General features: G+C 37.4%; 23 protein-coding genes and 1 riboswitch. Of the genes, 18 read left to right on the forward strand and 5 right to left on the reverse strand.

Annotation, left to right across the window (positions count from 1 at the left end; all coding sequences use genetic code 11):
• Nucleotides 1-5 precede the first annotated feature (5 nt).
• The 4 genes from H4K33_RS04510 (at nucleotide 6) to H4K33_RS04525 (ending at nucleotide 6708) form a co-directional block, all read left to right on the forward strand.
• Nucleotides 6-1160: an efflux RND transporter periplasmic adaptor subunit gene (locus H4K33_RS04510; protein ID WP_182647283.1), complete on the forward strand. Its 1155-nt coding sequence runs from the start codon at nucleotides 6-8 to the stop codon at nucleotides 1158-1160.
• Nucleotides 1161-1163: 3 nt separating this feature from the next.
• The gene (locus H4K33_RS04515) at nucleotides 1164-4304 is read left to right on the forward strand and encodes an efflux RND transporter permease subunit (protein WP_182647284.1); all 3141 of its coding nucleotides are present in this window, start codon (nucleotides 1164-1166) and stop codon (nucleotides 4302-4304) included.
• A 1-nt stretch (nucleotide 4305) separates the two neighbouring features.
• Entirely contained in the window at nucleotides 4306-5712 is a 1407-nt protein-coding gene (locus H4K33_RS04520; RefSeq protein WP_182647285.1) for an efflux transporter outer membrane subunit, read from the forward strand.
• A 384-nt stretch (nucleotides 5713-6096) separates the two neighbouring features.
• Nucleotides 6097-6708: a polysaccharide deacetylase family protein gene (locus H4K33_RS04525; protein ID WP_182647286.1), complete on the forward strand. Its 612-nt coding sequence runs from the start codon at nucleotides 6097-6099 to the stop codon at nucleotides 6706-6708.
• On the opposite strand, the gene H4K33_RS04530 is transcribed toward H4K33_RS04525, so the two are convergent.
• From H4K33_RS04530 to H4K33_RS04540, 3 genes are all read right to left on the reverse strand, one after another.
• Complete coding sequence (locus H4K33_RS04530) at nucleotides 6703-6996, reverse strand: co-chaperone YbbN (protein ID WP_182647287.1); 294 nt, start codon at nucleotides 6994-6996, stop codon at nucleotides 6703-6705. The genes H4K33_RS04525 and H4K33_RS04530 overlap by 6 nt on opposite strands.
• Nucleotides 6997-7072: 76 nt before the next feature.
• The gene (locus tag H4K33_RS04535) at nucleotides 7073-8308 is read right to left on the reverse strand and encodes a metallophosphoesterase (protein ID WP_182647288.1); all 1236 of its coding nucleotides are present in this window, start codon (nucleotides 8306-8308) and stop codon (nucleotides 7073-7075) included.
• Between the two features lie 199 nt (nucleotides 8309-8507).
• The gene (locus tag H4K33_RS04540) at nucleotides 8508-9656 is read right to left on the reverse strand and encodes a hypothetical protein (RefSeq protein WP_182647289.1); all 1149 of its coding nucleotides are present in this window, start codon (nucleotides 9654-9656) and stop codon (nucleotides 8508-8510) included.
• A 255-nt stretch (nucleotides 9657-9911) separates the two neighbouring features.
• Between H4K33_RS04540 and polA the strand changes: the two genes are divergently transcribed.
• The 8 genes from polA (at nucleotide 9912) to H4K33_RS04580 (ending at nucleotide 18146) form a co-directional block, all read left to right on the forward strand.
• The gene (polA, locus tag H4K33_RS04545; RefSeq protein WP_182647290.1) at nucleotides 9912-12713 is read left to right on the forward strand and encodes a DNA polymerase I; all 2802 of its coding nucleotides are present in this window, start codon (nucleotides 9912-9914) and stop codon (nucleotides 12711-12713) included.
• Nucleotides 12714-12771: 58 nt separating this feature from the next.
• Complete coding sequence (locus tag H4K33_RS04550; protein WP_182647291.1) at nucleotides 12772-13098, forward strand: DUF805 domain-containing protein; 327 nt, start codon at nucleotides 12772-12774, stop codon at nucleotides 13096-13098.
• A gap of 128 nt (nucleotides 13099-13226) precedes the next feature.
• Nucleotides 13227-13790 (forward strand): 1-acyl-sn-glycerol-3-phosphate acyltransferase, encoded by a 564-nt coding sequence (locus H4K33_RS04555; protein WP_182647292.1) that lies wholly within the window; start codon nucleotides 13227-13229, stop codon nucleotides 13788-13790.
• 284 nt (nucleotides 13791-14074) lie between these two features.
• Nucleotides 14075-14530 (forward strand): 50S ribosomal protein L13, encoded by a 456-nt coding sequence (rplM, locus tag H4K33_RS04560; RefSeq protein ID WP_036462661.1) that lies wholly within the window; start codon nucleotides 14075-14077, stop codon nucleotides 14528-14530.
• Nucleotides 14530-14916, forward strand: a complete 387-nt coding sequence (rpsI, locus tag H4K33_RS04565; RefSeq protein ID WP_002987796.1) for a 30S ribosomal protein S9 — start codon at nucleotides 14530-14532, stop codon at nucleotides 14914-14916. The genes rplM and rpsI overlap by 1 nt, the downstream gene beginning before the upstream one ends.
• Before the next feature lie 140 nt (nucleotides 14917-15056).
• Nucleotides 15057-15800 carry a 30S ribosomal protein S2 gene (rpsB, locus tag H4K33_RS04570; RefSeq protein ID WP_002987799.1) on the forward strand — a complete coding sequence of 248 codons (744 nt, stop codon included), beginning with the start codon at nucleotides 15057-15059 and terminating at the stop codon, nucleotides 15798-15800.
• A 106-nt stretch (nucleotides 15801-15906) separates the two neighbouring features.
• A complete protein-coding gene (tsf, locus tag H4K33_RS04575; RefSeq protein ID WP_182647293.1) occupies nucleotides 15907-16872 on the forward strand; it encodes a translation elongation factor Ts in 966 nt (321 codons plus the stop codon).
• Nucleotides 16873-16961: 89 nt separating this feature from the next.
• Nucleotides 16962-18146 (forward strand): dicarboxylate/amino acid:cation symporter, encoded by a 1185-nt coding sequence (locus H4K33_RS04580; protein WP_182647294.1) that lies wholly within the window; start codon nucleotides 16962-16964, stop codon nucleotides 18144-18146.
• Between the two features lie 78 nt (nucleotides 18147-18224).
• Here the strand turns inward: H4K33_RS04580 and H4K33_RS04585 are convergent, their stop codons facing one another.
• Both H4K33_RS04585 and H4K33_RS04590 read right to left on the reverse strand, forming a co-directional pair.
• The gene (locus tag H4K33_RS04585; protein WP_182647295.1) at nucleotides 18225-18881 is read right to left on the reverse strand and encodes a hypothetical protein; all 657 of its coding nucleotides are present in this window, start codon (nucleotides 18879-18881) and stop codon (nucleotides 18225-18227) included.
• 100 nt (nucleotides 18882-18981) lie between these two features.
• The gene (locus H4K33_RS04590; protein ID WP_182647296.1) at nucleotides 18982-19263 is read right to left on the reverse strand and encodes a hypothetical protein; all 282 of its coding nucleotides are present in this window, start codon (nucleotides 19261-19263) and stop codon (nucleotides 18982-18984) included.
• Between the two features lie 83 nt (nucleotides 19264-19346).
• A riboswitch (TPP riboswitch) is annotated at nucleotides 19347-19443 on the forward strand.
• A 63-nt stretch (nucleotides 19444-19506) separates the two neighbouring features.
• On the opposite strand from H4K33_RS04590, the gene thiS reads away from it, so the two are divergent.
• From thiS to H4K33_RS04620, 6 genes are read left to right on the forward strand one after another with little or no spacing between them, the layout of a single operon-like run.
• Complete coding sequence (thiS, locus tag H4K33_RS04595; protein ID WP_182647297.1) at nucleotides 19507-19713, forward strand: sulfur carrier protein ThiS; 207 nt, start codon at nucleotides 19507-19509, stop codon at nucleotides 19711-19713.
• Between the two features lie 45 nt (nucleotides 19714-19758).
• On the forward strand, nucleotides 19759-21576 hold the full coding sequence (thiC, locus tag H4K33_RS04600; protein ID WP_182647298.1) for a phosphomethylpyrimidine synthase ThiC: 1818 nt from the start codon (nucleotides 19759-19761) through the stop codon (nucleotides 21574-21576).
• Nucleotides 21577-22209, forward strand: a complete 633-nt coding sequence (locus H4K33_RS04605; protein WP_182647299.1) for a thiamine phosphate synthase — start codon at nucleotides 21577-21579, stop codon at nucleotides 22207-22209.
• Nucleotides 22176-22928, forward strand: coding sequence for a hydroxymethylpyrimidine/phosphomethylpyrimidine kinase (locus tag H4K33_RS04610; RefSeq protein WP_182647300.1), 753 nt, complete (start codon nucleotides 22176-22178; stop codon nucleotides 22926-22928). Before H4K33_RS04605 ends, H4K33_RS04610 begins: the two co-directional genes overlap by 34 nt.
• Nucleotides 22921-23541 (forward strand): thiamine phosphate synthase, encoded by a 621-nt coding sequence (thiE, locus tag H4K33_RS04615; RefSeq protein ID WP_182647301.1) that lies wholly within the window; start codon nucleotides 22921-22923, stop codon nucleotides 23539-23541. Before H4K33_RS04610 ends, thiE begins: the two co-directional genes overlap by 8 nt.
• A complete protein-coding gene (locus H4K33_RS04620; protein WP_182647302.1) occupies nucleotides 23538-24308 on the forward strand; it encodes a thiazole synthase in 771 nt (256 codons plus the stop codon). Before thiE ends, H4K33_RS04620 begins: the two co-directional genes overlap by 4 nt.
• The last annotated feature ends 2 nt before the right edge of the window (nucleotides 24309-24310 follow it).

Raw genomic sequence — 24310 nt, forward strand, 5'->3', positions numbered from 1 at the left:
TATATATGAAACGTTATTTGCATACTATCGTTCTTGGTTCTCTTTCGTCACTAGCCGTAATTTCTTGCGGTAAGAAAGAGCAAGCTCAAGGAGGGCAAGGTCCAATGCCATACAAAGTTGTTCAAGTTCCAACACAAGACGTTGTTGGTCATACTTCTTATCCAACTACCCTACAAGGTAAAGTTACTAGTAGCGTTCGCGCAAAAATAACAGGATATATTCAAGAGGTATATGTAGATGAAGGAGCTATTGTTAAAAAAGGACAACCTTTATTCCGTTTAGAAACGAATATTTTATCACAAAATGCAGATGCTAGTAAAGCAGCTATCCGCACTGCTGAAGCGCAAGTAAATGTTGCACAAGTAAATGTTGACAAATTAGTTCCTTTAGTTCAAAAAGGAATTGTAAGCAATATCCAACTAGAGACAGCTAAAGCCAATTTAGCGAGTGCACAAAGTCAATTAGCATCAGCAAAAGCAAATTACAACAGCGTAGTTGCTAATATTGATTTCTCGATTGTTAGAAGCCCAATAGACGGGATTGTAGGAGCGATTGCTTTCCGTGAAGGGGCGTTAATTTCACCTAGTGATCCAACTCCGTTAACTGTAGTTTCAGACGACAGTGAGGTATTTGCTTATTTTTCAATGAATGAAAAAGAGTACTTCAATTTCTTAGAAAAAATCGAAGGAAATTCACTAAAAGAAAAGTTAGGACATTTACCTGAAGTAAAATTACAGTTAGCTAATGGTTCTACTTACCAATATACAGGTAAAATTGAAACAATCAGCGGGCAAATCAACACAGCTACAGGTACAGTACAAGTACGTGCTGCGTTCCCGAACAAAGAGCGCATCTTGAGCACAGGAAACAGTGGTACCCTACTAGTTCCACAAACGTATAAAGATGTAATGGTTGTTCCTGAATCGTCTACGTTTGAGCAACAAGGTCAAGTATATGTGTACAAAGTAGAAAATGACACGGTAAAATCGACACCGATCGAAGTAATTGACCGCGTGAACAAATTAGCAGTTGTAAAATCAGGATTGGAAAAAGGACAAACTATTGTTGGTACAGGATTAGGTACGTTACGCAATGGTTCGGCTATTACGCCAACACCTACTTCAATTGAAGAGATCAACAACTACAAATCAACATTCTAAACTATGTTAAAGACATTTATTGAAAGACCTGTTCTATCGACAGTTATTTCTATCCTAATAGTAATCTTAGGGGTGCTGGGATTAACCGCACTTCCTGTGACGCAATATCCTGATATTGCGCCTGCTACAGTGCAGATTAACGCCAGTTATCCTGGTGCGAATGCTGAGACTGTGATGCAAAGTGTGATCATTCCGATTGAAGAGCAAGTAAACGGGGTGGAAAACATGGATTACATTACTTCTACTGCCAGTAATGATGGTAGTGCGAGTATTCAAGTAATCTTTAAACAAGGGGTTGACCCTGATATTGCTGCAGTAAACGTACAAAACCGTGTGGCACGTGCTACTCCACTTTTACCTGCAGAGGTTACACGTTCGGGGGTAACGACACAAAAGCAACAAACCAGTGCTTTGATGTTCCTTTCGTTCTATTCTGACAATCCGAACTACGATGCGATTTACATCCAAAACTACATGAATATTAACGTTATTCCGGAGTTGAAACGTGTAAGTGGTGTTGGAGATGCGCAAGCGTTTGGTTCACGTAACTACTCAATGCGTATTTGGATTGAACCATCAAAAATGAAAGCCTATGGCTTAGTGCCTTCTGATGTTGTTCGCGTATTAAACGAACAGAGTTTGGAGGCTGCTGCTGGACAATTGGGTGAAAACAATGCGGAAGCATTCCAATATGTTATCAAGTATAGCGGTAAATACAAAACACAAGAACAATATGAGAATATTGTTGTTAAGTCATTAGCAAACGGGCAGGTTTTATTGCTAAAAGATGTTGCTAAAATTGAATTAGGTGCCATGTCTTACGTAGGAAACTCGGAACTAGACGGACACCCAGCGGTTGCCATGGCGATTTACCAAACGCCAGGATCAAACGCACAGGAGATTAACAAAAACTTACACCACGAATTACAAGAACTATCAAAAAACTTCCCTCAAGGAATTCACTATAAAGTTTTGATGGATACCAACGAATTCTTGGATGCATCGATTAGTAAGGTAGTTAGCACGTTGATTGAAGCCTTTATCTTGGTATTCTTCGTTGTGTACATTTTCTTACAAGACTTTAGATCCACGTTAATTCCATTGATTGCCGTTCCGGTTTCGATTGTAGGTACGTTTTTCTTCTTGAATGTTTTTGGATTCTCTCTAAACTTACTAACGCTATTCGCACTAGTACTCGCCATTGGTATTGTGGTGGATGACGCCATCGTTGTGGTGGAAGCCGTCCACGCGAAGATGGAAGCAACAGGCGAAGATGCATTGGAAGCGAGTAAGAGTACGATGGATGAAATTTCTGGTGCGATTATCTCTATTACCTTAGTAATGGCGGCGGTATTTATTCCAGTAACGTTTATTAGTGGTCCTACAGGGGTATTCTATAAACAGTTTGGTATTACCTTAATTATTGCGATTTTAATTTCTGCAGTAAACGCCTTGACTTTGAGTCCGGCCTTATGTGCGGTATTCTTGAGACATCACGAAATTGACAACGGAAAGAGAAAAAACCTTCTTCAACGTTTCTTTAGAGCGTTCAACATTGCTTTCAACAGCCTTACTGAACGTTATGGTAACTCATTTAAGTTACTATTAAGACACAAATGGTTAACTTTTATTGTTTTAATTGCGTGTTTAGGAATTACCTACTACTCAGCTAAAACAATGCCAACTGGATTCGTACCAAACGAAGACCGTGGATTTATCATGGGTAACATCGAATTACCTGCAGGAGCTTCTCAAGACCGTGTGGTAGCAATTCAGAGAGAATTCTCTAAAATTGTAGAGCAAATTCCAGGTGTTGACGGGGTAACTGTTGTATCGGGATTCTCTTTCATCAACGGTCAGGGGTCAAACTACGGTATGGCGATGATTAAGTTGAAAGACTTCAAAGAAAGAAAAGCACCAGAATTGGCTACTGACGTGGTAATTGGAAAATTATTCGGATTAGCAGCAACACAATTCCAAGATGCAAGAATGATTTTCTTCCAGCCACCAAGTATTCCTGGTTTCGGTATGTCATCTGGTTTTGAGTTAAAATTATTGGATAAAACAGGAGGTTCTTTAACTGATTTTGATCAAAAATCAAAAGAGTATTTAGGAGCCTTGATGCAACGTCCTGAAATCATGTATGCACAATCGTCATTTAATACTAACTATGCACAATATGAGTTAGATTTAAATGTAGCAAGAGCAAAAGAATCAGGTGTATTAGTAAGTGATATCTTCTCTGCTTTACAAGGGTATATCGGAGGTATTTACGCCGCTGACTTTACGCGCTTTGGTAAGCAATTCCGTGTAATGGTTCAATCATTACCTGAATATCGTTCAGATGTAAATAGCTTAAATGAGATTTACGTAAGAACAGGTTCAGGAGAAATGGCTCCAATTACACAGTTTGTGAACTTAACGAAAGTATATGGACCACAGTCGATCAACCGTTACAACTTATTTACATCTTCGAACATTACTGGAGCTCCAAAACCAGGATTCAGTTCGGGAGATGCGATTAAAGCAGTTCAAGAAGTAGCGCAACAAAACCTATCATCAGGTTATGGTATCGACTTCACGGGATTATCGCGTGAGGAGATTAATGCAGGAAACCAAACAATCCTTATTTTCTTCTTGTGTGTGGTATTCGTTTATTTCTTATTATCTGCACAGTATGAAAGTTATATGTTGCCATTTGCGGTAATTTTATCTTTACCAACAGGTATTATGGGAGCTTTCCTTGCACAAAAAATTGCGGGATTAGAGAACAATATCTACTTCCAGATTGCCCTGGTCATGCTCGTTGGATTGCTTGCGAAGAATGCCATTTTAATTGTGGAATTCGCCGTTCAACGTAGAAGACATGGTGAATCGATTGTAGAATCAGCAATTAACGGTGCTAAAGCTCGTTTAAGACCGATTCTAATGACGTCATTTGCGTTTATCTTAGGGTTAATGCCATTGGTATTTGCAGGTGGAGTTGGTTATATCGGAAACCGCTCAATCGGTACAGGTGCTGCATTTGGACTATTGATTGGTACTGTAATTGGAGTTTTTGTAATTCCAGTATTGTATGCGATATTCCAATATCTTCAAGAGAAAATTAAACCAATTAAATTTGAAGAAATTAAGTCTGAATAAAATGAAAAGAACATATATATACAGAGCTATTCCTGTTGCTATATTAGGGCTTACCATGCAATCTTGTATAGTTGCAAAGAAATATGATAGACCCGATGTTATTCAAGAGGAACAATATAGAGGCAGCAATACCTCAGACTCTCTTTCCATGGCTACTATGTCATGGAAGGAGTTATTCTCTGACCAAACCTTAATTCAACATATTGAAACAGGTTTAGCAAATAACCTGGATATGCTTATTGCAATTGAGAACATCAACGCTGCTCAAGCTTATATGCAACAAGGTAAATGGGGTTATGCTCCTACCTTGAGCGTAGGTGGTAACTATACGCACAGTATACAATCCAAAAATGGTCCTCAGGGAATTTTAAGTGGCGACAAACGCGTAAAAACAGATCTATACGATATTACAGGACAGTTTTCTTGGGAGTTGGATGTATGGGGAAAATTAAGAAGTAATAAGAGAGCTTTTGTGGCGAGCTATTTACAGACTGTATCTGCTCAACAAGCAGTTAAAACACAATTGATTTCAACTATTGCTACGACGTATTTCCAATTAACTGCATTAGACAAGCAAAAAGAAATTACTGAACTTACTATCGCCAATAGAAAAAACAGTTTAGAAACTATTTTAGCGCTTAAAGAATCAGGACAGGTTGATGAAATCGCAGTGAAACAAACGCAAGCACAATTGTACAATGCACAAGCTTTACTCGTTGATTTGAACAACAACATCAAAATAACTGAAAACACATTTAGTATTTTACTAGGGCAAAATCCTGGTGAGATAAAACGAGAAAAACTAAGTGCACAAAAAGTGAATACTGATTTAACAGTAGGTGTTCCAATGCAGTTATTAGCGAACCGTCCAGATGTTAGAGCAGCTGAATATGGTTTAGTAAATGCTTTTGAAATGACAAATGTGGCAAGAGCTAATTTCTATCCTTCTTTGCGTTTAACAGCAAATGGTGGACTTCAAAGCCTTGATTTTGACGAATTGTTCAACACGAACTCTATTTTCGCCAACTTCATTGGTGGTTTAACTCAACCTTTATTAAACGGTAGACAAATCAGAACACAACACCAAGTTGCACAATCTAAAAAAGAACAAGCCTACTTAGGGTATAAAAAAGCAATCTTAACTGCTTCAAAAGAAGTTTCTGATGCTTTATACACCTATGAAAGTGCTTCGAACAAATTAGATTTAAAGAAGAAAGAATACGAAGCTTATCAATTAGCAACACAGTATTCAGAAGAATTGCTTGTTCAAGGTATGGCTACTTACTTAGATGTATTAACAGCTAGAGAAAGTGCCCTTGCTGCAGAATTAAGCTACATCAATACAGAACTAACACAATTGACTACTTTAGTACAATTGTATCGTTCACTAGGTGGAGGAATTGAATAATACTTTTAACACATCCATAGTTAGAATAGCAGTAAGCGAAAGTTTACTGCTATTTTTTTTAGCCATAATCAAGGAGACAAAAGACGAAGCTTTTAAAAAACAAATCGAGGCTCAGCAAAAATCCAACGAACATCGAAATAAAATAACAAGGGAGTATGCCTAAATAAAGTTGATCGTTTTTAAACAAAACAACAACTTGTACAGTACGAAGTAGGATTATTAACTATAGCTGTACAGTTATAGTAGGACGAGACATAGTTTGTTTGGGGTGAGTCCATAGTGTGTCCATGGACTCACTATGAAAGAAACACGTACATACCTCGAAGATAGACCAACTAAAGTCAGGTATGAGGTAAAACAATCCAATTTTCTTATCTTTGATTCATGCGTATATTGTCCTATTTATTTCCGCGATACACTTGGCAAAGGCTAACAAAAGACAAAGTTATTTACTTAACTTTTGACGATGGTCCTATTCCAGATGTTACTGAATGGGTCTTGGATCTTTTACAACAACATCAAATAAAAGCTACCTTTTTTTGTATTGGTGATAATATTCGAAAACACCCCATGATCTTTAAGCGAATACTCGCCGAAGATCATCAAATTGGCAATCATACTTTTAATCACGTAAAAGGGTGGCAAACCTCACTAGAAGAGTATATTTCTAACACAGAACAGTGTCAGCAAGAAATACAAAAGCATCGACAAGAGCCGACGTCATTATTTCGTCCTCCTTATGGAAAAATTAAAAAGAGTCAAGGAAAATATTTACTACAACAAGGATTTGAAGTAATTATGTGGACGATCATCACCAAAGACTACCAAGCAGCCTTAAGTCCACAAGCGTGTTTAAAACGAACACTTAAGCGCATTAAACCGGGAAGTATTATCGTTTTTCACGATAGCCAAAAAGCAGCCAAAAACATGAAGTACACCCTTCCTTTATTGATTGATTATGCAAAGAAAGAAGGCTACACTTTTGCTCGTTTATAAAGTTGTTGTCACACTTAGCAGGGCTTCAGTATCCATCACTCCACTTTGTCTCCAAATCATTGCACCTTTTTTATACAACAACATCGTTGGAACTTTCTTGATGCGCAACGCTTCTATTAATTCACTATTTTTCGCCACATCAATCTTAACAATGCGCAACTGCTCTCCCATTGCTGTTGCAACTTCATAGATTACAGCATCCATTGCTGTACAAGCATCATTCCATTGAGCATAAAAATAGATTAATACAGGTACTTCTGCTGTTACTAAATCTCCAAATTTTGACATAAACCTCTCAATTAATGGTTTTACTTCTTCTTTAATAACTGATTCTTACAAAAATATTACATTTTAGCAAAATAAACTATTTTTTCTTTCGCAATTCAAGAACTGTTATTTCTGGCCAAATTCCCGTACGTCCTTGATACGCATGATAGCCGAATCCGCGATTAACATGAATTATTTTTCCCATTTTTTCATACAAGCCCGCCCATTGTTTATACACATACTGAATCGGACTCCACTTGAGAAAACCAGGAATTTCAATACCAAATTGACTTCCATGTGTATGTCCTGCAAGCGTTAACTGAAAGTTCTTAGGATGTTCCAAAATCTTAGCCTCCCAATGTGAAGGATCATGAGACATTAAAACTTTAAAATCAGATGCCTCTACCCCTTGTGTTGATTGGTCTAAATCGCCATATTTCATAAAATGTGCACGTTCACCCCAATTCTCTACACCAACAATAACTAGGCTATCTTCTCCTTTGCGCAAGCGCACATGCTCATTGCGCAGCAGTTTAAACCCTAATGCCGGACTCAAGTCGCAGATGGCTTTAAAATTGCGTTCGCGATCTTCATCAGTATCCCATTGGATATACTCACCATAATCGTGATTTCCCAAGATTGAATAATTCCCAAAAGGATGTTGTTCTATTTTTTTAAATACATCCATCCACGGAATCATCTCACCTGCCAAACTATTGACTAAGTCACCCGTAAACAACAACAAATCTGATTGTTGTTGATTCACCAAATCAATAGCATATTCTAATTTCTCCCTATTGTCAAAACTACCGGAGTGGATATCTGAAAGTTGAGTGATCGTAAAACCATCAAAGGCATCTGGTAAGTCCTCAAAAGTTAGGACGTGTTTATACACCTGAAACTTATAGCGTCCGATGGTAATTCCATGCAACACTGAAATAAAGGGAATCGCTGCAATTCCAAAAGCAATTTGCGTGATAAATTTTCTTCTACTAGGTAAAAAAGGTCGTTTTTCAGTCGTCTTTGTTCGTCTAAAATACTGTACCAATCCGCGAATCACTCGAACAACATCTTCCAAAAGCAGTAAAAGCGTAATAATTACTTTGGGTAAGTAAAACAAAATGACCATTGCTGCCGCTAACATCGACTGATGATTTTGTCCGGATGAGCGGTCAAACCGAGAAAAGCCATACGCAATATAAGCTAGTATCAGTGCAGAGCAACCTATATAAAGAAGTCGAAAAAATCGATGATGTGTCAATTGCTTTACTGCTTGATAGGCATAAAACTCAACAATCAGCAAAACAGGCAATAAGAATCCTAAATTCAACATAGTAAAAGCGATAAGTAACAAAGTTAGTTTTTTGTCTCACGTATCAAAATATCTTTAACAAAGATTAATAGCTTTCCTATGCAAGTGCCAACTTCGTTCTTATTATCAAAAAAAGGCAAATACAACGTTAGAAGTTGTATTTGCCTTTTTTTATTTTGGGTCATTATCGTACAGCTTTGTACTATAACTTATTTTCTATTTAAGATCTAGGTTGCCCATAGACTGGTATACCTGTAAAAATAGCTTTGAAGCGCTTAGTTGCATCACTTCTTCTTACCATCTCTATTTCTACTTTATAAGTTGTAGCAGCTGTTTTTGCTATTCGTATTTCGCCATAATCAATATCCGTATCTAAGGTTCCTGTTTCTTTATTCAGAATTTTAAATGCCTTTGCAACTTGATCTGCCCCAGGTCTACCTGGACCTTGGCTCGCATTGCGGATATAGCGTCCCTCTTTTAAAACATCTTCACTAGCCTGTGCTGCCCCAACACTAAACTGCACATCCCATTTTTCATTAGATAAATACAAATAGTATACTACCGTATTATCAACTGCATCCCCTTCAAAATTCATCTGGGTCATTTGCAATAATTCTTCATCAATTGGCGCTTGCGAATCATCTTTTGTACGAACCTCAGCACTTACAAGAATGCGCGTGTCTGTTGCAGAAACCCCTGCTACGTAAATGATATAATCAGTATTGGGTTTCATTCCTTTTGGCTTCAACGCTGTTGGACCATCAACTTTAACAATCGTTGAACCTTCTTCCAGCACCTCTTCTGCTGTCATTTCCCTTCCCTCCATCATTACTTTTTCAACCACCATATAACGCATTCGCACAGCACCTGTCGGATTTACAGTAAAAATAACACGTTCATTCGTTGAATCAACATCGGTGATCGTGATGCGTATATCTGCAGCTTTTTTAGTTCTAAAAGCCGTCCCCGCTTTATCAAAAGTAGCAACACCTTCTTTATTCACCGCCACAGCATAGAGAACATAATCCTGATCAGCTTCCAACGCATCAACTAATTGGGTTGCCGTTGCATCTCCAACTAATTGTCCCAAATTCACAACCCTTTCTTCCGTAACTTCCTGTTCTTTTTTCTGAATCAAGTAGTAAATTTTTTCTGCTCCTATAGCTTGAAATTTAAAAGAAATTGATTCTTCCCCTACCTCTACAACCTCGACTTTCAACGTTGCTTTAGCAGCAGGTTCTCCTGGCTTAGGTTTTTCTTTACCCCCTAATTTGTAACCATTATGATCGTCATTCGAACAACCAACCGCTGCAAATAGACTCCATGATACTAGCGTTAAAATAGCTAATTTAAAGTAAAAATTTCTCATAAACTTATCTTTTTTATTTTTGAATATGTCACAAGTTTATCAACAATAATTCAATTAAACCAAGAAATTGCGCCCCAAAACAAAACAATTAACAACTATATACCTAAATTTAATAAACAATCGCAATATTAAACATCTCCGCTTTTTATAGATCCTATATGCGAATCTACTAGATCGCGTTATACATATTCCCACTTAGCAAAACAAAATCACTATCTTTGAAATTAATTCAATAGTAAATAAAACCATCATTCAATGGCTCAACAAAAACGTCTTTTTTTATTAGATGCCTATGCCTTAATTTTTAGAGGCTATTATGCGCTGATTAAAAACCCAAGAGTAAACTCAAAAGGATTAGATACCTCTGCTATTTTAGGATTTATGAATTCCCTTTTAGATGTTATCAAAAGAGAGAATCCCGATCATTTAGCAGTTGCTTTTGACAATGGAGGTAGTCAAGATCGTTTGGCTATATTTCCAGAGTACAAAGCCAATCGAGACGTAACACCTGAAGCAATTAAAGTTGCTGTTCCCTATATCAAAGAAATTTTAAAAGCCATGCATATCCCGATTATTGAAGTAAGCGGATTTGAGGCGGATGATTTAATTGGTACTATTTCTAAACAAGCCGAAAAGGAAAACTTCAGGGTATATATGGTTACACCTGACAAGGATTACGCCCAGCTTGTTTCTGACAATATTGTCATGTACAGACCGGCGAGAATGGGTAATGGTATTGAAATTTGGGGTGTTGAGAAAGTCAAAGAAAAATTTGAAGTAGACCACCCTGAACAGGTTATTGACTTTTTAGGGATGATGGGAGATGCCGTTGACAATATTCCAGGTTTACCAGGGGTAGGTGAAAAAACAGCAAAAAAATTCATCAAAGAATACGGTTCAATGGAAAACCTTTTAGCTCATACGCATGAATTAAAAGGAAAAATGAAAGAAAACATTGAAGCGAATAAAGAGAAAGGGTTACTTTCTAAAAAACTAGCAACGATAATACTTGATTGTCCTGTCACTTTCAATGCCGATGATTACATTTTAGAGCAACCCGATGTTGAGAAGACAGATGCTTTATTTATTGAATTGGAGTTTAGACGCATGAAGGAGCAGTTTGACAAGATTTTCGCTTCTGATCACCAAGTAGCAACTCCTGTTGGTTCGGCTGCTACACAGCAAGAAGATCAATTGGACTTATTTGGCTTGACTGAAGGCTCCTCTACTTCTTCGGCATTTCAATCATTAGAGACTACGCAACACGTATATCAATTGGTACAAACGCCGATGGCAATTCGCTTATTAGCCCAACAATTGATGCAACAGCAAAGTGTTTGTTTTGACACAGAAACAACAGGTTTAGATCCTTTAACGGCAGAACTTGTTGGTGTTGCTTTTTCTTTTGAAAAAGGCACAGCGTTTTATGTTCCCTTTCCTGAGGACAAAGCAGCTGCTCTAGATTTACTCTCTCATTTCAAACCTTTTTTCGAATCAGAAACGATCGAAAAAATTGGTCAAAATTTAAAATACGACATCAAGGTCTTAAAACAATATGACATTCAAGTAAACAGTCCTTTGTTTGACACGATGATTGCACACTACCTGATTAATCCAGACATGCGTCACAACATGGATGTATTGGCAGAGACCTACTTAAATTATACCCCTCAACCCATAGAAACATTAATTGGAAAAAAGGGAAAAAGTCAAAAGACGATGAGAGAAGTAGAAGTAGAATTGACAAAAGAATATGCAGGAGAAGATGCCGATATCACCTTTCAGTTGAAACAAAAATTCCTACCTCAATTGGAAGAAACCCGTACGGTAGACTTATTTAAAAACATTGAAATTCCGTTGGTTTCTGTATTAGCAGATATGGAAAATGAAGGTATTCGATTGGATGTAGAATTTCTTCAATCGCTCTCCGCAACTTTAGATAGTGACATCAAACAATTGGAACAATCTATTTACGAAACTGCAGGAGAGAACTTTAATCTTGCATCACCCAAACAATTAGGAGATATTTTATTTGAAAAATTACAGATAGGCGGATCTAAACCCAAGAAAACAAAAACAGGGCAATATGCTACTGGAGAAGAAATCTTAAGTGATTTAGCAGCGAAACACCCTATAGTACAAGATATATTAAACTGGCGTCAATTAATTAAGTTGCAAAACACTTATGTAGACGCATTGCCGAAACAAATTAATCCTGTTACCAATCGCGTACACACGGAGTATATGCAAGCCGTAGCAGCTACAGGGCGTTTGAGTTCAAACAATCCAAACTTACAAAACATCCCTATTCGAACAGAAAGAGGACGTTTAGTTCGAAAAGCGTTTATTGCACGTGATGAAAATTACGTTTTACTAGCGGCGGATTACTCTCAAATTGAGTTGCGCATCATTGCAGCTTTGAGTCAAGAACCCAATATGATCGAATCATTTAAAAATGGCGAAGATATTCACCGTTCAACAGCGGCTCGTGTATTCAATGTTCCTCTAGAAGAAGTAACCAAAGAACAACGTAGCCACGCCAAAACGGTAAACTTCGGAATTATTTATGGAGTTTCTGCCTTTGGATTGAGCAATCAAACAAATCTATCGCGTTCAGAAAGTAAGGAACTGATTGATACCTATTATGAAACGTATCCAAAACTGAAAGATTATATCGCTCAGCAAATTGAATTTGCTAGAGAAAACGGATATGTACAAACCATCTTAGGACGACGACGCTACTTAAAAGATATTCACTCCCAAAATGCAGTAGTGCGCAGTGCAGCAGAACGAAACGCTGTGAATGCACCTATTCAGGGAAGTGCAGCGGATATCATCAAAATTGCGATGATTAATATCCATAAGCGCTTAGTGAACGAGCAGTGGAAATCTAAAATGTTGTTACAAGTACACGATGAGTTGGTGTTTGATGCACACAAAGAAGAACTAGACGCTTTAAAAACAATGGTTAAAGAAGAAATGGAAAACGCCTTTACATTGGATGTTCCTTTAGTTGTAGACTTAGGAATTGGAGAAAATTGGTTAATTGCACACTAAATCATACAAATCAATATTAAATTACGTAAATTTGACGGAAATTTAATAAAAAATAACTATGAATTATTATGTATCGGTGTTGAAGAACTACTTCAACTTTAATGGTAGAGCAAGAAGAAGTGAATTTTGGTATTTCATGCTGTTCAACTGTATTATTGCTTTTGTCTTAGGTTTTATCGGCGGACTTCTCAACACCTCATTATTGTCGTCAATCTACAGTCTCGCTGTTCTATTACCTGGAATTGGTGTTGCTGTTCGAAGAATGCACGACATTGGAAAAAGCGGTTGGTTTATTTTAATTCCAATCTACAACATTGTTTTAGCTGCCACAGAAGGTACTAAAGGAGATAATGAATACGGAGCAGATCCAAAAGCAAATGCTTAAGGGTTTCACGCAATACAAATTAAAAGGGTTATTCGATTTGAATAGCCCTTTTTTTATTCCGAACAGATTCCTACTAACATTTATTTCGAATTAAAACTTACTTTTGTACTTCATTTTAAATCAAGACAATGAAAAGAATATTGGGTAAAATCATGTTGGGTGTTACGGGATGGAAACTTGTGGTACATGACGAATCATTTAAACAGGAAAAGAAGAGTATCTTAATCTGTGTTCCACATACGTCCAATTGGGATTTTTACTACAGTTTGGCTTGTTTTTGGATTTTGGGCATGCCTTTTAAAATGTTTATCAAGGACTATTACACCAAATCGTGGTTTGGTTTCTTCTTTAAAGCGTTGGGATGCATAGGCGTTGATCGTACAAAGAGTCAGAATCTAGTAGAATATGCCGTGCAGATCATCAACGAATCAGACACAATAGCCTTGATCAATACCCCCGAAGGGACGCGTTCCTATTCAGAAAAATGGAAACAAGGGTTTTACCACATCGCAAGACAAACAGATATTCCCATTGCTTTGTGTTATGCCGATTACAAAAAGAAACAATGTGGGATTATGAAATTAGTGAAAGTAGAAGACAAATCTTTTGAAGAACTACTTGATGAGATTGCGCCATACTACAACGCCGAGATGGCAAAATATCCGGAGAATTACAATCCTAAACTATATTAAGTTAAGAGAAAAGCATTAAGATAGAAAGCATTAGCGACAGTATACGCCAAAATAAAAGATTTATTTCTTGATTTTAGTTCTTAGACGCTAGGTATATTTTATTTTTTTTAGTGGAAGAAGAGGTGAAAAAGGCTTGACTTTTTTCTTCAAACAAATTACAACTCAGCTTGTTAAAAGCAAATAAAAGCAAAAAACAGCGGTATGAATTTGTATAATAAAAGAAATTATGTAATTTTGCACTCCCTTAATTGGGAATGGAATGTTTAATTAAATACAAAATTATTGTGGAAAGTTTAAGCTACAAGACTGTATCAGCAAACAAAGCAACTGTTCAAAAAGAATGGTTAGTTGTAGATGCTGAAGGCCAAAATTTGGGTCGTCTTGCTTCTAAAGTGGCAACACTTTTAAGAGGTAAACACAAGACAAATTACACGCCGCACGTAGACTGTGGAGACAACGTAATCGTGATCAACGCAGAAAAAATCAACCTAACTGGTAACAAATTAGATGACAAGACTTACATCCGTCATACAGGTTATCCAGGAGGACAAAGATCTTTAACTGCTAAAGTAATGCAACAAAAAAATCCTGCATTATTAGTAGAGAAAGCAATCAAAGGGATGTTGCCTAAAAACAAATTAGGAGCACAATTATTCCGTAATTTAAATGTTAATGTAGGCGCTGAGCACAAACATGGAGCTCAACAACCTAAAGCCGTTAATTTAAACGAAGTTAAGTAATGGGAGTTATTCACAAAATCGGTAGAAGAAAAACCGCTGTAGCTCGTGTTTATGTTTCAGAAGGAACAGGAAACATTACAGTAAACAAAAAAGATTTTAAAATTTATTTCCCTACAGGTACATTACAGTACAAAGTATTACAGCCTCTTACACTTACTGAGAACGCTGAGAACTTTGACATCAAAGTAAATGTATATGGTGGTGGAACTACAGGACAAGCTGAGGCAGTGCGTATGGCAATTGCTAGAGCGATGTGCGAAATTGATGTTGAGAACAGAGCAGTTCTTAAACCAGAAGGATTATTGACTCGTGACCCTCGTATGGTTGAGCGTAAGAAATTCGGTCAGAAGAAAGCTCGTAAGAGATTCCAATTCTCTAAACGTTAATATTTATTTATTATTAAAAAATCTAGGTTTTTGTTGCGCACTTGCATTTTTTGTAAGAAGTAGTTTAGCATCTAAATGGTTGAGACCGAGTAATCGCTACTGAATCATTGCTAAAGTAACAGAACGTAAACTATTAGAAAATGGCAAACAAAGTAGAAGTTAAAGAATTACTAGAAGCAGGTGTTCATTTCGGACACATGACTAGAAAATGGGATCCAAACATGGCTCCTTACATCTATATGGAGCGTAATGGTATTCACATTATCAATCTATATAAAACTGCAGCTAAAATTGAAGAAGCGAATGAAGCTTTGAAAAAAATCGCTGCATCAGGAAGAAAAATCCTTTTCGTTGCTACAAAAAAGCAAGCGAAAGACATCGTAGCTGAAAAAGCAGCTGCGGCAAACATGCCTTACATCACTGAAAGATGGCCAGGTGGTATGTTAACAAACTTCGTTACTATCCGTAAAGCTGTTAAGAAAATGGCTTCTATTGATAGAATGAAAAAAGACGGTACATTTATGACGCTTTCTAAGAAAGAGCGTTTACAAGTTGAGCGTCTTCGTGCAAAATTAGAGAAAAACTTAGGTTCTATTGCTGATATGACTCGTCTACCAGCTGCTCTATTTGTTGTAGATATCAAAGCTGAACACATTGCGATTAAAGAAGCACAAAAATTAAACATTCCGATCTTCGCTATGGTGGATACGAACTCTGACCCACGTCAAGTTGACTACGTTATTCCAGCAAACGATGATGCTTCTAAATCAATCGATAAAATTTTATCTTTAGTTACTGCTGCAATTATCGAAGGTAATGCAGAAAGAAAATCTGAAAAAGAAGAAGCACCAGCTGTAAAAGCAGATGCTGAAGCTAAAGCATAATTTTTTAACAATATCATAAAGTCGTTATGCTGATAGATGTTTACCTTTGTATTCAACTGTCAATAACGACTTTTTTAATTTATTAACTCTTTAAAAGATTACTAAAATGGCAAATATTACTGCTGCAGACGTAAACAAGCTAAGACAACAAACAGGTGCCGGAATGATGGACTGTAAAAAAGCTTTAGTTGAGGCTGAGGGAGATTTCGATAAAGCAATCGAAGTTTTACGTAAAAAAGGACAAAAAGTAGCTGCTAACCGTTCTGACCGTGAGTCATCTGAAGGTGCTGCTGTTGCTGTTGTTAACGCTGACAAAACTAGAGGTGTTGTTATTACATTAAACTGTGAAACTGATTTCGTTGGTAAAAACGAAGGTTTCCAAGCATTAGCAAAAGAATTAGCTGAAAAAGCAATCAACTTCAATACAAAAGAAGAATTCTTAGCTTCTCCTTACAACGATACAATGACTATTGCTGACAAATGTATCGAGCAAACAGGAGTTATCGGTGAGAAAATCGAAATCGGTTCTTTCGAAATCTTAGAAGGAGCTTTCATCGGTTCTTACGTTCACGGTAACAAAATTGCTGCTATTACAGCTTTATCTTCAGCTGTTGCTAAAGCAGAAGAAATCGCTAAAGACGTTTCTATGCAAGTAGCTTCAATGGGTGCTGAGACTTTATCTTACAAAGATTTTGATCCAGAATTCATCGCGAAAGAAACTGAAGCTCGTATCGCAGTTATCGTTAAAGAAAACGAAGAATTGGTGCGTTTAGGTAAAACACTTAAAAATGTACCTCAATATATTTCTTACGCTCAACTTACTGAAGAAGTATTGAAACAAGCGGAAGAAGATGCTAAAGCTGAATTAAAAGCTGAAGGTAAACCTGAAAACATCTGGGATAGAATTTTACCTGGAAAAGTTGCTCGTTTCATCAGTGACAATACAACTTTAGACCAAGAGAAAGCTTTATTAGACCAAAACTTTATTAAAGATGAGTCTAAAAAAGTTGCTGACTATGTTCAGTCTTTTGGTGTTGAAATCACAGGATTCAAAAGAGCTTCATTAGGATAATATTTATCCTTTAAAAATTAAAATATCAAACCTCAAGCATTTTGTTTGAGGTTTTTTTATTTATTTTCGTATTTTTAAAACAAAAAAATATGAAACTCATCAAGAATAGCTTATTATTACAAATTGTCATTGCTATTGCATTAGGGACCTACTTAGGCGATAAACTGCCGTTGGAAATAAGTAGAATCTTCAGCACCTTTAATAGCATCTTTGGTAATTTTTTAAGCTTCATCATTCCGCTAATTATTGTAGGGTTAATTATTCCAGCCATTGGAAATATTGGCAAAGAAGCCGGAAAATTGCTACTTTTAACAACCGGACTTGCGTATGGGTCTACACTCTTAGCGGGTTTTAGTTCTTATGCGGTTTCAATAAGTATTTTTCCTCAACTCTTGAGCTCGCAATCTACGGCACTTACGTTGGGAAATGAGCAAACACTCATTCCATTCTTTTCTATTGATATTCCGCCGCTTTTTGACGTCATGAGCGCCTTAATACTTGCTTTCATTGTAGGAATATGCATTTCAAAAGGCCCTTTTACGCATTTAAAAGGGGTTTTTAACGAGTTTCAATCTATTATCATGACTGTGATAGAGAAGGTGATTATTCCCTTCTTACCGCTCTTTATTTTTGGTGTATTTTTAAATATGACCTACAGCGGACAAGTTTTCGTGGTTTTAGAAACGTTTTTGAAAATTATTGGTGTTATTTTCGCTCTTCACATTGTATTTTTAATTTTCCAATACACCCTTGCAGGATTGGTCGTAAAGAGAAATCCATTTCTTTTAATGAAACGCATGCTACCGGCCTATTTTACAGCCTTAGGGACGCAGTCTTCTGCAGCAACGATTCCCGTTACCTTAGAATCAACCCTAAAAAACGACGTTAATCCCAAAATTGCAGGTTTTGTCATTCCGCTTTGTGCAACCATTCACTTGGCAGGAAGTACCTTAAAAATAGTTGCTTGTGCAATTGCCTTAATGCTCATTCAACATACCCCCATTGATCCTTTAGCGATGATTGGCTTTATCTTCATGCTCGGCGTAACGATGATTGCCGCTCCTGGAGTACCTGGTGGTGCAATTATGGCGGCTTTAGGCGTATTGCAATCTGTCTTAGGCTTTAGTACCGAACAGCAAACACTTATGATTGCCTTATATGTAGCCATGGATAGTTTTGGTACAGCTTGTAATGTCATGGGAGACGGAGCAATTGCACTGATTGTTGATAAAATGAGTCTAAATTCCACTGGTTTAGAAACGGAAAACGCATAAACTAACTAATAAACACACCTCAATCCATACAAAAAAAGTCAGAAGAAATCTTCTGACTTTTTTTGTATCTAACTATTTTTATTGACATCCCCCTTGCGTTACATCCCTTTCGTAATTCTCTTCTGCCATAATCATTTTATCCAACATATTGTCATAATAGCGGTAACGTTGGAAAATCTTGCGAAAAGTAGTTTTCTCCTCCCAAATCCCTTTCTTCTTCAACATATAAACAATACCATAACCGTAAGGTAGACGACCATCTTCATCTTTAACCTTAACTAAGAACAAAATCATTGTATTCTCATCAATTTTACGTACATAAAACTCCTGAAATATTTCTTTTTGAGACATTCCAGAAAACATACCTGTAAACTTATTACCTTGTTGAAAAGTACAACAATAAAGCAGGTCATGCAAAGGTTCTCCTACATAACCTTTTCTTGTATTTTCATCAATGAGATAAAACCCACCTTTTTTGTTCATTCCAATCACAATAGAACGATCTTTCCCTCTCATAGGTATTCTTCCTTCGTAATCTAAAATCCAATTAATATTTTCTTGCAACAAAGGTAACTCGAACATCAAATCGGTAAAGCTTGATGCCTCCCATTCATTATTTAACATGGTACGCAATTCTCTTTCTTCCGCAGTAAACTTACTAGAATCACTATCCGAGCTACAACTACTCAAAAATCCAATCACTCCAATAAATAATACGTTAAATACCGCTCTCATATTTTTCACATTTGAGAACAAAAGTAGTTGATTTTTTTTTAAATTTAACATAAAACAATCATCAAACATGCTCTTGTTATTTTCACTTCTCTTCTTGCCACTATACATCGTATTTCTTGATAAATCTTTTATAGTAATACATATTCACCTCCCACATAACAGTTAAATAACCTAGCACTCCTCCTAACACCCAAATAATCAAATCATAGAGCAATTGCATCCCAAAAACAACAGTATTATCATCAAATAGCCAGGATAACAATATGGTTATTATTCCAACAAAAAGGCCCAAAATACTACCCTCAATAAACCCATATTTTAATCGCCCCATTTCTATTTTCTTCTTCCAATTCTCAATGAATCTTACTTCTGATTTTTTCATATCGCTCAATTTGTAAAACAAGATACAACATTCAAACTAAAACAAACAAAACTTGTATCCCATGAAATAATCCCTATATTTGCTTTCAACTTTAGGGGTGTCTACATCGAGTAGGCTGAGATTTTACCCTTTGAACCTGATCTAGTTCATACTAGCGTAGGGAAAAGTAAGATGACTTCATTTGGTACATTCTGTACCTCTGTGTAGCCATTCCTAAAGTTATATCAGTAACACAACAAAGGAATGGAACTACAAATCAACAATCAAAAATTTCAATTTGAACAAGCGACTGTAAGTATTCAGATGATGCTTGATACGCATTGGCTCAAGCAACAAAAAGGTATTGCTGTTGCCATCAATTCACGTGTAATTGCGAAGTCTGATTGGGCAACTTATTACTTATCCGAATCGGATGATATTCTCCTGATCACGGCAACCCAAGGCGGTTGATTCCATTTTGTTTAATTCATTCGAACTCAAATTAAATTATTACTCATGGAACAACACGAAAAAATTTCCCAAACCCCTTTTCCCAATTCAAAAAAGATTCATGTAGAGGGCAAACTATTTCCTATCCGCATAGCGATGCGTGAAATCACCTTGCACGATACTAAATTAAGCGCAGGAAAAACAGAGGAAAACCCACCGGTAACCGTTTATGATACCTCTGGTGCTTACACGGATGAAAACGTAGATATTAACATCAAAAAAGGATTGCCTCGTCTGAGAGAATCTTGGATTTTAGATCGACAAGATGTAGAAGTGTTAGACAACCTTACGTCGGTTTACGGTCAAAAAAGAGCTGAAGATACAAGTTTGGATCACTTGCGATTTGAATTTACACACAAACCCAAAGTAGCCAAAGAAGGGCAAAATGTAACCCAACTACACTATGCAAAACAGGGCATTATTACTCCTGAAATGGAGTATGTGGCCATTCGCGAAAATCAACGTATTGAGCAATTAAATACCGTTTCTGCTTCGCTAAAACAGCAACATCAAGGCAATAGCTTTGGAGCAAACACACCTAAAAACTATATCACACCAGAATTTGTACGCGATGAAATTGCCGCTGGAAGAGCCATTATTCCCAACAACATCAATCACCCCGAGAGTGAACCGATGATTATTGGCCGCAATTTCCTAGTAAAGATTAACGCTAATATTGGCAACAGTGCCGTTACCTCAACTATAGAAGAAGAGGTTGAAAAAGCGGTATGGGCATGTCGATGGGGAGCGGATACCATTATGGACTTATCCACAGGAAAAAACATACACGAAACCCGTGAATGGATTATTCGCAATTCTCCTGTACCCATTGGAACTGTTCCTATCTATCAGGCCTTAGAAAAAGTAAAAGGAGTAGCTGAAAATTTGACGTGGGAAATCTTTAGAGATACCTTAATTGAGCAAGCAGAGCAAGGGGTTTCCTACTTTACCATCCACGCTGGTGTACTGTTGCGTTATATTCACCTCACCGCGCAACGTGTAACAGGTATTGTTTCTCGTGGAGGATCTATTATGGCTAAATGGTGTTTATTTCACCACCAAGAAAACTTCTTATACACTCATTTTGAGGAAATCTGCGAAATTATGAAACGCTATGATGTTGCGTTTTCACTAGGAGATGGTTTACGACCAGGATCAATTGCAGATGCTAATGACGCAGCACAATTTGCCGAATTGGAGACATTAGGCGAATTGACGAAAATTGCTTGGAAACACGATATACAAGTGATGATTGAAGGACCAGGTCACGTACCTATGCACCTGATTAAAGAAAATATGGAAAAGCAGTTGCGCGACTGTGGAGAAGCTCCTTTTTATACCTTAGGTCCTTTAACCACAGATATTGCCCCTGGTTATGACCACATCACTTCTGCTATTGGTGCAGCGATGATTGGATGGTATGGTACAGCGATGCTATGCTATGTTACACCGAAAGAACACTTGGGATTACCCAACAAGAAAGATGTAAAAGATGGCGTAATCACCTACAAACTCGCAGCACACGCAGCCGATCTAGCCAAAGGACATCCAGGAGCACAATACAGAGATAATGCCTTGAGTAAAGCGAGATTTGAATTTCGTTGGGAAGATCAATTTAACTTGTCTTTAGACCCTGATACGGCAAGGGAATTTCACGATGAAACGCTCCCTGCTGACGCAGCTAAAGTTGCTCACTTTTGCTCCATGTGTGGTCCGAAATTCTGCTCGATGAAAATCTCACAAGAAATTCGCGATTCAGCAGAACAAGGAATGAAAGACATGTCTTCAGCATTCATTAAAGCAGGTAAAGAAATCTATTTGTAAATGGTTGTGATAACGCCCGCTGACAAGTATCCAAAAGAAATAAGCCTCGTCAATGAAATGTTGAAAAGGGGCTTACCTCTTTTGCATGTTCGAAAGCCTAATTTGACTTTTGAACAACTGCAACTATGGGTGGAAAACATCAGTTATCAACATCGTCATCGGTTAGTTATTCACATTCCACCTTCAGTTATCAACAACAAGGAGGAAGTTTTCAAACAATATATTGAACTTATCAACAGTATAAAGGCTGATTTTGCCCACTTATCAACAACAGATTGTTCATTTGTTAATAACTATAGATCAAAACTCCCGTATTTATCAACAAGTGTTCATAACTCTACTGAATATGTCAAGTTATCAACAAGGCATAAACGCGCCTTCATCAGTCCTGTATTTACGAGTATTTCTAAACGCGGGTATCATCCAACAGTAGATTGGCAAAAGGAAATCCAGCATTGGTCTTTTCCGATGATCTGCCCTGTGGCCTTAGGCGGTATAACCCCGGCGCATATTCCTATAATTCACGACATGGGTTTTGGAGACTTTGCACTGTTAGGTACTATATGGCAAGCTGCTGAACCTTTAAAAATTTTTGATTTATGTTACAAACAAGACCTATTGCTTTTTCCATAGCTGGATTTGATCCTTGCGGTGGTGCGGGTTTGCTCGCAGATATCAAAACATTTGAAAATCACCAAGTATATGCCATGGGCATTCTTACCGCAAATACCACACAAACAGAAGATCGCTTTGTAGGCATTCGCTGGGAAAAACGCGATTATATTCTCGATCAATTGGAAGTCCTTTTACAGCAGTATTCTCCTAAAGTTATTAAAATTGGCATCGTCGAATCTGGAGAAGACCTCTTACTCTATTTAACGGTAATAAAACAGTATGCTCCGCATGCTTTTATAGTGTGGGATCCCGTTTTGCGTTCGAGTACACAGTTTGACTTCTTGCAGGGAATGAGCAGAGAAACCCTTGAGGCGATTTTACAGCAAATTGATCTACTTACACCAAACTATCCCGAAATTGAACAGTTAGTGCCATCGACGATTTCTCCAACAGACAAAGCAAAAGAGCTAAGTCGACATTGTGCTATACTCCTTAAAGGTGGTCATGCCCTCGATAAAAAAGCTACCGATCAGTTGTTTATAGAAGGTACCTTACATTCTTTTCCGCCTACCTGTGTTTACCAAACAACCAAACACGGTACAGGTTGTGTACTCTCTTCTGCTATCGGAAGTTATATTGCCTTGGGTTATTTGTTACCTGAAGCAATTATATCGGCCAAAAAATATATCGAAAAAATGTTAAACTCTAATTCCTCTTTACTCGCTTATCATGTTTAATACCGTACATTATATCAGTCAAGGTAACACTCCACAAGAGCAGTTATACCATATTGAATCTATCTTAGATGCGGGCCAGTTATGGATTCAATTCCGTTTCAAAGATGCACTTTCTTCTGTACGTTGGACCACAGCAGAACAAGTAAAAATACTATGCGACAGTTACAAAGCGACTTTACTTATCAATGATCATCCTGATTTAGCTCAGGCCATTGATGCAGATGGGGTACACTTAGGATTGTCTGATTCATCCATAGCAGAAGCGCGAAAAATGATCCCTAATAAGATTATTGGAGGCACAGCCAATACGTTAGAAGATGTGCGACAACGCTTAGCTGAAGGGTGTGATTACATAGGTTTAGGCCCATTGCGATACACCCCAACTAAAAAGAATCTAAGTCCGATTTTAGGTTTTGAGGGCTATCGCCATATTCTGACAAATCTTACAGAGGAAGAGAAAAAAACGCCAATTATCGCCATTGGAGGAATTGCCATAGAGGATCTTCCATTATTAGAACAATTGGAATTATCGGGTGTAGCTGTTTCTTCCTTACTCCATCAATCTCAACAGCCTCGACAAATTTTACAACAATTAAAAACCTATTTTTTATGAATCCTTTACAACTAGGAGATAAAACCTTTCACTCAAGATTATTCTTGGGAACAGGTAAATACGGTTCTCATACGCTTATGGAAGCCGCAACATTAGCAAGTGAAACCCAATTTATAACAGTAGCTTTAAAGCGCTTGGACTTCGCACATGAGAACGATCAATTACTTGCGCACCTCAACCATCCACACCTTAATTTACTACCTAATACTTCTGGTGCACGAACCGCAAAAGAAGCGATTTTAGCAGCTCAGTTAGCGCGCGAGGCTTTAGAAACAAATTGGGTGAAAGTTGAGATTCATCCTGATCCTAAATACTTGCTTCCCGATCCCATAGAAACACTACTTGCAACAGAAGAATTGGCAAAACAAGGATTTTTCGTTCTTCCTTATATTCATGCAGATCCAGTATTGTGTAAGCGCTTAGAAGAAGTAGGGACAACAGCTGTTATGCCTTTGGGTTCACCAATTGGCACAAATAAAGGATTAAAAACCTTAGATTTTTTGGAAATTATTATTGAAAACAGTCGAGTTCCTGTCATTGTTGATGCAGGTATAGGCGCTCCTTCCGATGCTGCTAAAGCGATGGAACTTGGCGCAGATGCTGTTTTAGTCAATACCGCTATTGCGGTTGCTGGCGACCCAATACAGATGGCCAAAGCTTTTCAACAAGCTGTTGTGGCAGGGCGTATGGCCTATGAAGCTCAACTTGGAGCAATCCAAAATCACGCCAATGCCTCTAGCCCATTAACTTCATTCTTGTATCAATAGTT

Source organism: Myroides sp. WP-1, assembly GCF_014145635.1.
Lineage (GTDB): Bacteria > Bacteroidota > Bacteroidia > Flavobacteriales > Flavobacteriaceae > Flavobacterium.

Coding starts and splice junctions, on each gene's coding strand:
- H4K33_RS04535 (WP_182647288.1), bottom strand. CDS start 8,308: ATGTTGAATTTAGGATTCTTATTGCCTGTTTTGCTGATTGTTGAGTTT.
- H4K33_RS04510 (WP_182647283.1), top strand. CDS start 6: ATGAAACGTTATTTGCATACTATCGTTCTTGGTTCTCTTTCGTCACTA.
- H4K33_RS04530 (WP_182647287.1), bottom strand. CDS start 6,996: ATGTCAAAATTTGGAGATTTAGTAACAGCAGAAGTACCTGTATTAATC.
- H4K33_RS04585 (WP_182647295.1), bottom strand. CDS start 18,881: ATGAGAGCGGTATTTAACGTATTATTTATTGGAGTGATTGGATTTTTG.
- H4K33_RS04620 (WP_182647302.1), top strand. CDS start 23,538: ATGAATCCTTTACAACTAGGAGATAAAACCTTTCACTCAAGATTATTC.
- H4K33_RS04540 (WP_182647289.1), bottom strand. CDS start 9,656: ATGAGAAATTTTTACTTTAAATTAGCTATTTTAACGCTAGTATCATGG.
- thiE (WP_182647301.1), top strand. CDS start 22,921: ATGTTTAATACCGTACATTATATCAGTCAAGGTAACACTCCACAAGAG.
- rpsI (WP_002987796.1), top strand. CDS start 14,530: ATGGGAGTTATTCACAAAATCGGTAGAAGAAAAACCGCTGTAGCTCGT.
- H4K33_RS04555 (WP_182647292.1), top strand. CDS start 13,227: ATGAAAAGAATATTGGGTAAAATCATGTTGGGTGTTACGGGATGGAAA.
- thiC (WP_182647298.1), top strand. CDS start 19,759: ATGGAACAACACGAAAAAATTTCCCAAACCCCTTTTCCCAATTCAAAA.
- H4K33_RS04550 (WP_182647291.1), top strand. CDS start 12,772: ATGAATTATTATGTATCGGTGTTGAAGAACTACTTCAACTTTAATGGT.
- H4K33_RS04525 (WP_182647286.1), top strand. CDS start 6,097: ATGCGTATATTGTCCTATTTATTTCCGCGATACACTTGGCAAAGGCTA.
- thiS (WP_182647297.1), top strand. CDS start 19,507: ATGGAACTACAAATCAACAATCAAAAATTTCAATTTGAACAAGCGACT.
- H4K33_RS04580 (WP_182647294.1), top strand. CDS start 16,962: ATGAAACTCATCAAGAATAGCTTATTATTACAAATTGTCATTGCTATT.
- tsf (WP_182647293.1), top strand. CDS start 15,907: ATGGCAAATATTACTGCTGCAGACGTAAACAAGCTAAGACAACAAACA.
- H4K33_RS04520 (WP_182647285.1), top strand. CDS start 4,306: ATGAAAAGAACATATATATACAGAGCTATTCCTGTTGCTATATTAGGG.
- H4K33_RS04515 (WP_182647284.1), top strand. CDS start 1,164: ATGTTAAAGACATTTATTGAAAGACCTGTTCTATCGACAGTTATTTCT.
- polA (WP_182647290.1), top strand. CDS start 9,912: ATGGCTCAACAAAAACGTCTTTTTTTATTAGATGCCTATGCCTTAATT.
- rpsB (WP_002987799.1), top strand. CDS start 15,057: ATGGCAAACAAAGTAGAAGTTAAAGAATTACTAGAAGCAGGTGTTCAT.
- H4K33_RS04590 (WP_182647296.1), bottom strand. CDS start 19,263: ATGAAAAAATCAGAAGTAAGATTCATTGAGAATTGGAAGAAGAAAATA.
- H4K33_RS04610 (WP_182647300.1), top strand. CDS start 22,176: ATGTTACAAACAAGACCTATTGCTTTTTCCATAGCTGGATTTGATCCT.
- H4K33_RS04605 (WP_182647299.1), top strand. CDS start 21,577: ATGGTTGTGATAACGCCCGCTGACAAGTATCCAAAAGAAATAAGCCTC.